This is a genomic window from Delftia sp. WSY_22 (assembly GCF_043104185.1).
GTDB classification, from domain to species: Bacteria; Pseudomonadota; Gammaproteobacteria; order Burkholderiales; family Burkholderiaceae_C; genus Comamonas; species Comamonas tsuruhatensis.
This window is the reverse complement of sequence record NZ_JBICKN010000029.1, coordinates 53,829-65,974: the sequence shown is the minus strand read 5'-3', so window position 1 is coordinate 65,974 and position 12,146 is coordinate 53,829. Positions and strand designations below refer to the sequence as shown.

General features: G+C 66.1%; 9 protein-coding genes. 7 read left to right on the top strand and 2 right to left on the bottom strand.

Annotated elements, in window-relative coordinates:
* Positions 1-9: 9 nt before the first annotated feature.
* From ACF8NF_RS15960 to ACF8NF_RS15935, 6 genes are all read left to right on the top strand, one after another.
* A complete protein-coding gene (locus ACF8NF_RS15960) occupies positions 10-2,889 on the top strand; it encodes a 2-oxoglutarate dehydrogenase E1 component (protein ID WP_016446856.1) in 2,880 nt (959 codons plus the stop codon).
* A 54-nt stretch (positions 2,890-2,943) separates the two neighbouring features.
* On the top strand, positions 2,944-4,206 hold the full coding sequence (gene odhB / locus ACF8NF_RS15955; protein WP_016454845.1) for a 2-oxoglutarate dehydrogenase complex dihydrolipoyllysine-residue succinyltransferase: 1,263 nt from the start codon (positions 2,944-2,946) through the stop codon (positions 4,204-4,206).
* 14 nt (positions 4,207-4,220) lie between these two features.
* Complete coding sequence (locus tag ACF8NF_RS15950) at positions 4,221-4,679, top strand: hypothetical protein (RefSeq protein WP_207442642.1); 459 nt, start codon at positions 4,221-4,223, stop codon at positions 4,677-4,679.
* On the top strand, positions 4,676-6,103 hold the full coding sequence (gene lpdA, locus ACF8NF_RS15945; protein WP_013802658.1) for a dihydrolipoyl dehydrogenase: 1,428 nt from the start codon (positions 4,676-4,678) through the stop codon (positions 6,101-6,103). The genes ACF8NF_RS15950 and lpdA overlap by 4 nt, the downstream gene beginning before the upstream one ends.
* Positions 6,104-6,198: 95 nt before the next feature.
* Positions 6,199-7,302: a cell division protein ZapE gene (gene zapE / locus ACF8NF_RS15940; protein ID WP_016446859.1), complete on the top strand. Its 1,104-nt coding sequence runs from the start codon at positions 6,199-6,201 to the stop codon at positions 7,300-7,302.
* Positions 7,303-7,342: 40 nt separating this feature from the next.
* A complete protein-coding gene (locus ACF8NF_RS15935; RefSeq protein ID WP_016454844.1) occupies positions 7,343-8,038 on the top strand; it encodes a hypothetical protein in 696 nt (231 codons plus the stop codon).
* Between the two features lie 78 nt (positions 8,039-8,116).
* Here the strand turns inward: ACF8NF_RS15935 and ACF8NF_RS15930 are convergent, their stop codons facing one another.
* Entirely contained in the window at positions 8,117-8,890 is a 774-nt protein-coding gene (locus ACF8NF_RS15930; protein ID WP_026062214.1) for a PP2C family serine/threonine-protein phosphatase, read from the bottom strand.
* A 136-nt stretch (positions 8,891-9,026) separates the two neighbouring features.
* Between ACF8NF_RS15930 and ACF8NF_RS15925 the strand changes: the two genes are divergently transcribed.
* On the top strand, positions 9,027-11,186 hold the full coding sequence (locus ACF8NF_RS15925) for an ATP-dependent DNA helicase (RefSeq protein ID WP_392450839.1): 2,160 nt from the start codon (positions 9,027-9,029) through the stop codon (positions 11,184-11,186).
* Here ACF8NF_RS15925 and ACF8NF_RS15920 read toward each other — a convergent pair.
* Positions 11,149-11,940, bottom strand: a complete 792-nt coding sequence (locus tag ACF8NF_RS15920; RefSeq protein ID WP_392450838.1) for an outer membrane protein assembly factor BamD — start codon at positions 11,938-11,940, stop codon at positions 11,149-11,151. The two genes, ACF8NF_RS15925 and ACF8NF_RS15920, sit on opposite strands and share 38 nt — an antisense overlap.
* Positions 11,941-12,146: the final 206 nt, after the last annotated feature.

Sequence of the window (12,146 nt, the reverse complement as noted above, 5' to 3'; positions counted from 1 at the left end):
CAGCGCAATATGAGCGATCAGACGTCGGTCTACCAAGCCTACCAAGGCAATACCTACCTCTTCGGCGGCAATGCCCCCTACGTCGAAGAAATGTACGAAAACTACCTGGCCAATCCCGGTAGCGTGCCGGATTCCTGGCGCGAGTACTTTGATGCACTGCAACATGTGCCCGCAGTCGATGGCACCGACGCCAAGGACGTTCCGCACCAGCCCGTCATCAACGCTTTCGCCGAGCGCGCCAAGCAAGGCGGCACCAAGGTGGTCGTGGCCTCCGGCGCCGACTCCGAGCTGGGCCGCAAGCGCACCGCCGTCCAGCAACTGATCGCCGCCTACCGCAATGTCGGCGCACGCTGGGCCGATCTGGACCCCCTCAAGCGCACCGAGCGCCCTGAAATTCCCGAGCTGGAGCCGTCGTTCTACGGCTTCACCGATGCCGACCAGGAAACGGTGTTCAACACGAGCAACACCTTCTTCGGCAAGGAAAGCATGTCCCTGCGCGAGCTGATGAACGCTCTGCGCGAAACCTACTGCGGCACCATCGGCTCCGAGTACATGTATGCCACGGACCAGACGCAAAAGCGCTGGTGGCAGCAAAAGCTGGAAACCAGCCGTACCAAGCCCAGCTTTGATGCCAGCCGGAAAAAGCGCATCCTCGACCGCCTGACGGCTGCCGAAGGCCTGGAACGCTACCTGCACACCAAGTACGTCGGCCAAAAGCGCTTCTCGCTGGAAGGTGGCGAGAGCTTCATCGTCGCCATGGACGAGCTGATCAACGCTGCCGGCCAGAAGGGCGTGCAGGAAGTCGTGATCGGCATGGCCCACCGCGGCCGCCTGAACGTGCTGGTCAACACCCTGGGCAAGATGCCCAAGGACCTGTTCGCCGAGTTCGACCACACCGCCCCCGAGGACCTGCCCGCCGGTGACGTGAAGTACCACCAGGGCTTCAGCTCCGACGTGTCCACCGCAGGCGGCCCCGTCCACCTGTCGCTGGCCTTCAACCCCTCGCACCTGGAAATCGTCAACCCCGTGGTCGAAGGTTCGGTGCGCTCGCGCATGGACCGCCGCGACGACCCGCACGGCAAGCAGGTGCTGCCCGTGCTGGTGCACGGCGATGCAGCCTTCGCCGGCCAGGGCGTGAACCAGGAAACCCTGGCGCTGGCCCAGACCCGTGGCTACACCACGGGCGGCACGGTGCACATCATCATCAACAACCAGATCGGCTTCACCACCTCCGATCCGCGCGACACCCGCTCCACGCTGTACTGCACCGACATCGTCAAGATGATTGAGTCGCCCGTGCTGCACGTCAACGGCGATGATCCGGAAGCCGTGGCGCTGGCCGTGCAGTTGGCCCTGGAGTTCCGCATGGAATTCTCCAAGGACGTGGTCGTGGACATCGTCTGCTTCCGTAAGCTGGGCCACAACGAGCAGGACACCCCCGCGCTGACCCAGCCGCTGATGTACAAGAAGATCGGCGCCCACCCCGGCACCCGCAAGCTGTACGCCGACAAGCTGGCCGCACAGGGCCTGGGCGAATCGCTGGGCGACGACATGGCCAAGGCCTACCGCGCCGCCATGGACGAAGGCCGCCACACCGTGGACCCGGTGCTGACCAACTTCAAGAGCAAGTACGCCGTGGACTGGAGCCCGTTCCTGGGCAAGACCTGGACGGACGCCGGCGACACCGCCATCCCGCTGACGGAATGGAAGCGCCTGGCCGAACGCATCACCACCATCCCCGAGACCGTGACGCCGCACGCGCTGGTCAAGAAGGTCTATGACGACCGCGCAGCCATGGGCCGCGGCGAAGTCAACGTGGACTGGGGCATGGGCGAGCACATGGCCTTCGCATCGCTGGTCGCATCGGGCTACCCCGTGCGCCTGTCGGGCGAGGACTGCGGCCGCGGCACCTTCACGCACCGCCACTCGGTCATCCATGACCAAAAGCGCGAGAAGTGGAGCGAAGGCACCTACATCCCGCTGCAGAACGTGGCCGACAGCCAGGCTCCGTTCACCGTCATCGACTCCATCCTGTCCGAAGAAGCCGTGCTGGGCTTCGAGTACGGCTATGCGTCGAACGACCCCAACACCCTGGTGATCTGGGAAGCCCAGTTCGGCGACTTCGCCAACGGCGCCCAGGTCGTGATCGACCAGTTCATCGCCTCCGGTGAAGTCAAGTGGGGCCGCATCAACGGCCTGACGCTGATGCTGCCGCACGGCTACGAAGGCCAGGGCCCCGAGCACAGCTCGGCGCGCCTGGAGCGCTTCATGCAGCTGGCCGCCGACGCCAACATGCAGATCGTGCAGCCGACCACGGCCAGCCAGATCTTCCACGTGCTGCGCCGCCAGATGGTGCGCCCGCTGCGCAAGCCGCTGGTCATCATGACCCCCAAGTCGCTGCTGCGCAACAAGGACGCCACCTCGCCGCTGTCCGAGTTCACCAGCGGCGGTTTCCAGACCGTGATCCCCGAGCAGGACGAAGCCGTCGTGAAGAACGCGGCCAAGGTCAAGCGCGTGATCGCATGCTCCGGCAAGGTCTACTACGACCTGGTCAAGAAGCGCACCGAGAAGGAAAGCAAGGACGTCGCCATCATCCGCGTCGAGCAGCTGTACCCCTTCCCGCACAAGGCTTTCGCCGCTGAACTGAAGAAGTTCGGCAACGCCACCGACATCGTCTGGTGCCAGGACGAGCCGCAGAACCAGGGCGCCTGGTTCTTCGTGCAGCACTACATCCACGAGAACATGCTCGATGGCCAGAAGCTGGGCTACTCCGGCCGCGCTGCCTCGGCATCGCCCGCCGTGGGTTACGCCCACCTGCACCAGGAGCAGCAAAAGGCCCTGGTGGAAGGCGCGTTCTCCAAGCTCAAGGGTTTTGTCCTGAACAAGTAAGGCAGCCCCCACCCGCTACGTATCAGTACAGAACACTTTTGGAAAGAATCACAAATGGCTATCGTTGAAGTCAAAGTTCCCCAGCTGTCCGAGTCCATCGCTGAGGCCACCATGCTGACCTGGAAGAAGAAGGCCGGCGAGGCGGTTGCAGTCGATGAGATCCTCATCGAGATCGAAACCGACAAGGTCGTGCTCGAAGTGCCCGCGCCCGCCGCTGGCGTGCTGGCCGAGATCGTGCAAGGTGACGGCGCCACCGTGGTGGCCGAGCAACTGATCGCCAAGATCGACACCGAAGGCGTGGCCGGCGTGGCCGCTGCCGCTCCTGCAGCCGCCCCCGCCGCTGCAGCCGCTCCCGCTGCAGCGCCCGCAGCCGCGGCCGCCACCGGTGGCAGCAAGGGTGATGTCGCCATGCCCGCCGCTGCCAAGCTGCTGGCCGAAAACAACCTGTCGGCCGCCGGCGTGGCTGGCTCCGGCAAGGATGGCCGCGTGACCAAGGGTGACGCGCTGGCCGCCATCAAGGGCGGCGTGCAGTCCACCGCTGCCGTCATTCCCACCGGCGTGCCCACCAAGGCGCTGCCCCAGGTGTCGGCTCCGTCCGCCAAGGAAGACCTCAGCGGCCGTCCCGAGCAGCGCGTGCCCATGAGCCGCCTGCGTGCCCGCGTGGCCGAGCGTCTGCTGCAGTCGCAGTCCACCAACGCCATCCTGACCACGTTCAATGAAGTGAACATGGCCCCGGTGATGGATCTGCGCAAGAAGTTCCAGGACGCCTTCACCAAGGAACACGGCACCAAGCTGGGCTTCATGTCCTTCTTCGTCAAGGCGGCAGTGCACGCCCTGAAGAAGTACCCCGTGCTCAATGCTTCCGTGGACGGCAACGACATCGTCTACCACGGCTACTTCGACATCGGTATCGCCGTGGGTTCGCCCCGTGGCCTGGTGGTGCCCATCCTGCGCAATGCAGACCAGATGAGCTTCGCCGACATCGAAAAGAAGATTGCCGAATTCGGCAAGAAGGCTGCCGAAGGCAAGCTGGGCATTGAAGAAATGACCGGCGGCACCTTCTCCATCTCCAACGGCGGCACCTTCGGCTCGATGATGTCCACCCCCATCATCAACCCGCCCCAGTCGGCCATCCTGGGCGTGCACGCCACCAAGGACCGTGCCATGGTCGAGAACGGCCAGGTCGTGGTGCGCCCGATGAACTATCTGGCCATGTCCTATGACCACCGCATCATCGACGGCCGCGAAGCTGTGCTGGGCCTGGTGGCCATGAAGGACGCGCTGGAAGATCCTTCGCGCCTGCTGTTCGACCTGTAAATCGAAGAGAAGACATGCTGCAGACTGCCATGGCAACTGTGGCATCGGCACTGCTGCTTGCATCGTGCGGGACGTTCCGTCCAACGGTGCAGCCAGCGCAGGCTCGACTGATCGGCGACTACCGGATGGACTGCCAGTCCATTCGTGCGTCTGCCGAGATGGCGCCTGCGCTGCAGCAGGCCTGTGAAAATCAAGCTGGCAAACCCAGCGTCAGGATCAGGCAGGATGATTCTGGCAATTGGAGCGTATTGGACCTCGCCGGTCTGCCTCTTTCGCCCCATGGAGAGTGGAAACTGACGGTCGATGAAGGCAATGCCTGCATCAACGCACCGTTTCTTGCCGTGTGCAGGGTTTCCTTGAACACCCCGGTTTTCAAAAATCTGAACGCTGGTGTTCCGATTTCCTCCAGCACGGGGTACGTCCTTTTGACTCAGGGGCTGATCGCCGATTTGATAAAGGTAGAAGACAAATGAGCAAGCAATTCGACGTCATCGTCATCGGCGCGGGCCCTGGTGGCTACATCGCCGCCATCCGTGCCGCACAACTGGGCTTCAACGTGGCCTGTATCGACGAGTGGAAGAACGCCGCTGGCGGCGCCGCTCCGGGCGGCACCTGCACCAACGTGGGCTGCATTCCCTCCAAGGCCCTGCTGCAGTCGTCCGAGCACTTCGAGCACGCCAATCTGCACTTTGCCGACCATGGCATCTCCACCGGCAAGGTCGAGATGGACGTGGCCAAGATGATCGCCCGCAAGGATGCGGTCGTGAAGCAGAACAACGACGGCATCCTGTACCTGTTCAAGAAGAACAAGGTCACCTTCTTCCACGGCCGTGGCTCGTTCGTCAAGGCGGTCGAGGGCGGCTACGAGATCAAGGTTGCCGGCAAGGAAGAGGAAGTGCTGACGGGCAAGCAGATCGTGGTCGCCACGGGCTCCAGCGCCCGCGCGCTGCCCGGCGTGCCCTTCGATGAAGAGAACATCCTGTCCAACGACGGCGCCCTGCGTCTGGGCAAGGCCCCGAAGAAGCTGGCCCTGATCGGCGCCGGCGTGATCGGCCTGGAAATGGGCTCGGTCTGGCGTCGCCTGGGCACGGAAGTGGTCGTGCTCGAAGGCATGGACAAGTTCCTGTCCGCCGTGGACGAGCAGATCGCCAAGGAAGCCAAGAAGGCGTTCGACAAGCAGGGCCTGAAGATCGAGCTGGGCGTGAAGATCGGCGAAATCAAGAGCGGCAAGAAGGGCGTGTCCATCGCCTACACCAACGCCAAGGGTGAAGCCCAGGCGCTGGAGGCCGACAAGCTGATCATCTCCATCGGCCGCACCGCCAACACGGCCGGCCTCAATGCCGAGGCCGTGGGCCTGGCACTGGACGAGCGCGGCTGCGTCGTGGTCGATGACGACTGCAAGACCAGCCTGCCCGGCGTCTGGGCCGTGGGCGACGTGGTGCGCGGCCCGATGCTGGCGCACAAGGCCGAGGAAGAGGCCGTGGCCGTGGCCGAGCGCATTGCCGGCCAGCATGGCCATGTGAACTTCGGCACCATTCCCTGGGTGATCTACACCAGCCCCGAAATCGCATGGGTGGGCCGCACCGAGCAGCAACTGAAGGAGCAGGGCGTCAAGTACAAGGCTGGCACCTTCCCCTTCCTGGCCAACGGCCGTGCGCGCGCCCTGGGCGACACCACGGGCATGGTCAAGTTCCTGGCCGATGCCGAGACCGACGAAATCCTGGGCGTGCACATGGTCGGCCCCATGGTCTCGGAGCTGATCTCCGAAGCTGTGGTTGCCATGGAGTTCAAGGCATCGAGCGAAGACATCGCCCGCATCTGCCATGCCCACCCCTCGCTGTCCGAAGCCACCAAGGAGGCTGCCCTGGCAGTCGACAAGCGTACTCTGAACTTCTGAATGCCAGGCTAGCCATCTAGCCAATCCGAGACCTGAAAGCGCTTGCTCTGCAAGCGCTTTCAGCTTCTGAATACATAGCAAATGGTTGATGCTGCATGAGCGTTTCAGTGCGAGAGGCCTACGAGGCCGAACTGGTAGCCAAGGGCTTTCACAGTGATCCTGCGCAACTGCGCGCCGTCGAGGCGCTGCAGCGCTGTGCCGACGACTGGACGGTCTACCGCCAGCGCCGCTCCAACGCCTTCAAGAAGCTCATCAACCATCCCGAGATTCCCCGTGGCGTCTACATGTACGGCGGGGTGGGGCGCGGCAAGAGCTTTCTCATGGATTGCTTCTTCAACGCCGTGCCGCTCAGGCGCAAGGTGCGCCTGCATTTCCATGAATTCATGCGCGAGGTCCACCGTGAACTCGCCGTGCTGCAGGGCACCCAGAACCCGCTGGACGTGCTGGGTGCGCGCATCTCCAAGAAGTACAAGCTGATCTGCTTCGATGAATTCCACGTGGCCGACATCACGGACGCGATGATCCTGCACCGGCTGCTGGTGTCGCTGTTCGCCAACGGCGTGGGCTTTGTCACCACCTCCAACTTCAAGCCCGACGAGCTGTACCCGGGCGGCCTGCACCGCGACCGCATCCTGCCGGCCATCGACCTGCTCAACGAACGCATGGAAGTCGTCAACGTGGACAACGGCACGGACTACCGCCGCCGCACGCTGGAAAACGCCAGGCTCTACCACACGCCGCTGGGCGCCGAGGCCGATGCGGCCATGACCGAGACCTTCGACAAGCTGGCCGAGGTCAAGGACGAGGACCCGGTGCTGCACATCGAGGCGCGCGAGATCCGTGCGCGCCGCCGCGCCGGCGGCGTGGTCTGGTTCGACTTCCGCGAGCTGTGCGGCGGCCCGCGCTCGCAGAACGACTACCTGGAGATCGCAAGCCAGTTCCACACCGTGCTGCTGTCCGACGTGCCCTATATGCCGGTCAACATGGCGTCGCCCGCGCGGCGCTTCACCTGGCTGGTGGACGTGCTGTACGACCGCAGGGTCAAGCTGGTCATCTCGGCCGCCGTGCCGCCCGAGCAGCTTTACACTGAGGGCCCGCTGGCCCATGAGTTCCCCCGTACCGTCTCGCGCCTGAACGAGATGCAGTCCAAGGAATTCCTGGCGCTGGAGCGCCGCGTGGTGGATACCAGCCTGACCTGAGGCAGGTGGCCGCGCCTGGCGTCGTTTGCCGGACCTGTACATGCTGAAACTGCCCACCTCTGCTTTTGCCCTTGTGAAGAAACTGCCCGTTCCTTTGGGCGCCGCGCTGGCCTGCCTGGCCTTGGCGGGCCCGGCCGTGGCGGCCGATGCCGCGCGGGAGCCTGGCCAGGCGGCCAGGCAGGCCCAGGCCGAACGCAAGGCCGCGCGTGCCGACATCGCAGCCCAGCGCGCCGTCATCGAGCGCCGGCGCACGGCCCTGGAGTCCGAGTGCTACCAGCGCTTTGCCGTGGAAGACTGCCTCAAGCAGGCGCGCGAAGAGGCCCGTGAGCAGGATCGTCCGCTGCGCGAACGCGAGCTTCAGATCAACGACGAGGAGCGCAAGGAGCGCGCCGTCCAGCGCCTGGAAGACATCGAGGCCAAGAAGGCGCAGAAGGCAGCCTCCACCATGGAGGCCAAGGAACGGCCGCCGGCCGTGCAGCGCGATACCCAGGCCCTGCGCGCGCAGCGCGCCCAGGAGGCGCAGCAGCGCGCCGCCCAGCAGGCCAGCCACCAGCGCGAACGGCAGGCCCAGATGGAGCAGCGCCAGTCCGCCCAGGAGCAGGAGCGGCGCGCGGCATCGCGTGCGCAGTTCGAAGCCAAGCAGAAGGAAGCGGCCGAGCGCAAGGCCCGTGCCGCCGAAGCGGCCCGCGAGCGCGGTCCCCAGGCTGCGCCGCTGCCGGCGCCGCCTGCTCCCTGATCCTTTTTTTCTCTGCCACGCGCCAACAGGCCAACCGGGAGGGGGCTGGCGTGAGGGCCTGGATGCTCCAACCCCGGTTCAAGCCGTCTGGGCCGACTCCAGCGCCTCGAGCTTGAGCACCACCAAGGACAGGTTGTCGCCCCCGCCCTGGGCGCGCACGCGGGCCTTGTCGATGAGGAACTCCGTGGCCTCGCGCGGGGTGAGCGCGTTGAGCACGGTGCCCAGTTCCTCGGCCGTGTAGTAGTGCCAGACGCCATCGCTGCAGGCCATGAGGGTGGTGCCCGGATACACGCGCTCGATCACATGGTGGCTCATGGGCGGTTCGGCCTCGGTGCCCAGGCAGCCCAGCAGGATGTTGGACTTGGGGTGCACATGGGCCTCGAATTCGGTGAGCTCTCCCCGGTCCACCAGCGACTGCACATAGGAATGGTCCTTGGTGCGGTGGACCATGGTCGCGTCCTGGTAGTGGTAGATGCGCGAATCGCCCGAATGCACCCAGTGGCAGCGGCCCTGGGGCAGCAGGACGAAGGCGGCGATGGTGCTGTGCGGCTCCTGCTCGGCCGAAATGGCGGTCAGACGGATCACCGTGTGCGACTCGCGCACGATGCTCTCCAGCAGCGCTGTGCAGTCCTCCTTGCCCGGCTCGAAGCGCTCGAACAGCTGGCGCGCCGTGAGCATGACCTGGTCGGAGGCCTTGCGCCCGCCGCTGCGCCCGCCCATGCCGTCGGCCAGAACGCCCAGCAGGCAGCCGTGGACATACGGGTGGGCCATGAGCATCACCTGGTCTTGCTGGTATTGCCTGTCACCGCGATGGATGCCTGTGGCGGCTTGGAGTCGGTACGCTGGCTGCATGGTCTCTGGTTTGGTGGGCTCTTGGGGCGGCGGATGGGCACACCAGTGGCATGGCGCATATTATCGGAGCGCTGCCCCCGGTGCCGGCTCGCCCGGCTCCCGTGGCGCTGTCTTTTTCAACAACCGGACCTGTCCTGTGCATTCCCTGACCGCCGCCGTGCAGGCGGCCTTCGCCCCGCAAGGCCTGCTGTCGCGCGCCGAGGCGCAGTTCCTGCCGCGTGAAGGCCAGACCCGCATGGCCCTGGCCGTGGCCCAGGCCATCGAAGAGCGCCAGACCCTGGTCGTGGAGGCCGGCACGGGCGTGGGCAAGACCTATGCCTATCTGGTGCCGGCCCTGCTCAGCGGCCAGCGCGTGCTGGTGTCCACGGCCACGCGTGCGCTGCAGGACCAATTGTTCGCACGGGATCTGCCGCGTCTGGTGGCCGCCCTGGGCATGCCGCTGCGCATGGCGCGCCTCAAGGGGCGCAGCGCCTACCTGTGCCTGGAGCGGCTGGAGCGCGTGCGCCAGGGCCGCACGGCGCCGCAGGACCCGCAGGTGCTGCGCAGCGTGGCCCTGGTCGAGCGCTGGGCGCGCACCACGCGCACAGGTGACCTGGGCGAGCTGCCCGCGCTGGACGAGCGCTCGCCCGCGCTGCCCCTGGTCACCTCCACGCGCGACAACTGCCTGGGCTCGGACTGCCCGCATTGGCAGGACTGCCATGTCAACGTGGCCCGCCGCACCGCGCTGGACGCCGACGTGGTGGTCATCAACCACCATCTGATGTTTGCCGACCTCGACGTGCGCGATTCGGGTGTGGCCCAACTGCTGCCCAGCGCGGGCGTGGTGGTGGTGGACGAGGCCCACCAGCTCAACGACACCGGCGTGCAGTTCGCTGGCCTGAGCCTGTCGGGCCAGCAATTGACGGGCTATGCCCGCGATGTGCTGCGCGCCGGCCAGGAACTGGCACGCGGCATGGCCGACTGGATGATGCTCTCGGCGCGTGTGGAGCAGGCACTGCGCGAGCTGCGCCTGGCCGCAGGCAAGCCCCCTGTGGGCGGACGTCTGTCCTGGCAGGGCGTGACGCCGCAGGGACTGGACGCCCAGAGCTGGCGCACGGCCCTGGTCACGCTGGGGCGCAGCCTGCGGGCGCTGGTGGAGCCGCTGGTGCAATTGCAGGTCAGCGATCCCGAACTGCGCAGGCTGCTCGAGCGCGGCAGCGAACTGCTGCGGCGCCTGGCCACCTTCGCGGCGGCGGCCGTGCAAGACACGGTGCGCTGGCTGGAACTGGGCAGCCAGCAGATGCGCATGCTGGAGTCTCCGCTGACCATTGCACACATCATGCGCACGCGGCTGCTGGGTCCGACGCAAGCGCAAGAGCAAGAGCAAGAGCAAGAGCAAGAGCAAGAGCAAGACCATCAGGAAGGAAGCGGGCAAGACGCCGAGCCGCAGGAAAACGCACCCACCGCCCCGTACGAGCCGCCAGCGGGCACCGCCTGGATCTTCACCTCTGCCACGCTGGGCGACGACGAGCGGCTGAGCTGGTTCACCGAGCCCTGCGGACTGCGAGAGGCCCAGGTGCTGCGCGTGGACAGCCCCTTCGACTATGCGCGGCAGGCGGCGCTTTATGTGCCGCGGCCTTTTGCCGAGGCAGGAAGCACGGCCCACAGCGCCGAGGTGGCACGCCTGGCGCTGGATGCGGCCCAGCGCCTGGGCGGCCGCACTCTGGTGCTGACCACCACGCTGCGTGCCCTGCACGCCATAGGCGACACGCTGCAGCAGTCGCTGGGGCTGTTCGGTGAACTTGATGTGCTGGTCCAGGGGCAGGCGCCCAAGCTGACCTTGATCGAGCGCTTTGTTGCAGCGGGCGAAGGCAAGGGCGCCAGCGCGGGGCGCGGCTGCATTCTCGTGGCATCGGCCACTTTCTGGGAAGGGGTGGATTTGCCTGGCGATGCGCTGCAGCTGGTGGTCATCGACAAGCTGCCGTTTCCGCCGCCCGACGATCCGCTGGTCGAGGCGCGTTCGCGCAGTCTGGAATCCGTGGGCCGGCAGGCCTTTGCCGACTACATGCTGCCCGAGGCCGCGATGGCGCTCAAGCAGGGCGCCGGGCGCCTGATCCGGCGCGAGACGGATCGCGGCGTGCTTGTGGTCTGCGATCCCAGATTGACCGCCAAGGGTTATGGGCGGCGGCTGCGCGCTGCGCTGCCGCCCATGCGGACTCTGGAGGACGAGGCGGCCTTTGTTCAGGCCCTGCAGGCGCTGGCGCAGCCTGCGCCGCCGGTCACCACAGTTTCCACCACGACTTCTGCTTTGCCGTGACGTCCTTGTCGGAGTCCTGGCCGTACGAGGCGGTCAGCACGCGCTGCGCATCGTCACGCAGCTGGGTCATGCCCAGTGCATCGTATGAGTTCACCAGGATCTGCATGGCCTCGCGCACGGCGGGCACGCCCTGGTAGTCCTTGACGGCGGTCTGCGCACGTGCGATGGCGGCCACGTAGGCGCCGCGTCCGTAGTAGTAGCGGGCCACGTGGACTTCGTACTGCGCCAGCGAGTTGACGATGTACTGCATGCGCAGCCGCGAGTCTTCGGCGTAGCGCGACTCGGGGAAGCGCGTCACCAGCTCGCGGAATGACTCGAAGGAGTCCTTGGCGGCCTTCTGGTCGCGCTCGGACAGATCCTGGCGCGACAGCCAGGAGAACATGCCCAGGTTGTCATTGAAGTTGACCAGTCCCTTGAGGTACAGGGCGTAGTCGGTGGCGGGGCTGGCCGGGTGCAGCTTCAGGAAGCGGTCCAGCGTGGCCGTGGCCTGGACCTTGTCGCCGCTCTTGTACTGGGCATAGGCCTTGTCGAGCTGGGCCTGCTGGGCCAGGGGCGTGCCGGCGGCACGGCCTTCGAGCTTCTCGAACAGCGGAACGGCCTTGTCGAACGCACCGGACGCGGCTTCGTCGCGCGCCTCGGTATAGATGCGGTCCGGGGTCCACTTGGCAGTAGGGTCTTGTTGCGTACTGGAGCAGGCTGTCAGGACGCCTGCGACCAGCATGGCGGGAACGATGGACAGGGAAATACGCTGCATGGTGGACGTTTCTCGGGCAATCGAAGGGCGGTGAGAGGGTTGGCGGGCAGGGACGCGGGCCGCGCTGAGGGGCCGCATGAAGCCTGATTTTCCCGCAACCGGGCCGAGGCATTGTAACGGCCTGCGATGCCCGCCCCGCAGGCGGGGGCGGCGGCAAAGGCATGGCCGCGAACGGGTCCCGGCATTGCGGAGCTTTCTACAATGGC

Excerpts from the sequence above, each read along its gene's own strand:
- ACF8NF_RS15935 (WP_016454844.1), top strand. The coding sequence starts at position 7,343 with ATGCTGAAACTGCCCACCTCTGCTTTTGCCCTTGTGAAGAAACTGCCC.
- ACF8NF_RS15930 (WP_026062214.1), bottom strand. The coding sequence starts at position 8,890 with ATGCAGCCAGCGTACCGACTCCAAGCCGCCACAGGCATCCATCGCGGT.
- odhB (WP_016454845.1), top strand. The coding sequence starts at position 2,944 with ATGGCTATCGTTGAAGTCAAAGTTCCCCAGCTGTCCGAGTCCATCGCT.
- ACF8NF_RS15950 (WP_207442642.1), top strand. The coding sequence starts at position 4,221 with ATGCTGCAGACTGCCATGGCAACTGTGGCATCGGCACTGCTGCTTGCA.
- ACF8NF_RS15960 (WP_016446856.1), top strand. The coding sequence starts at position 10 with ATGAGCGATCAGACGTCGGTCTACCAAGCCTACCAAGGCAATACCTAC.
- ACF8NF_RS15920 (WP_392450838.1), bottom strand. The coding sequence starts at position 11,940 with ATGCAGCGTATTTCCCTGTCCATCGTTCCCGCCATGCTGGTCGCAGGC.
- zapE (WP_016446859.1), top strand. The coding sequence starts at position 6,199 with ATGAGCGTTTCAGTGCGAGAGGCCTACGAGGCCGAACTGGTAGCCAAG.
- lpdA (WP_013802658.1), top strand. The coding sequence starts at position 4,676 with ATGAGCAAGCAATTCGACGTCATCGTCATCGGCGCGGGCCCTGGTGGC.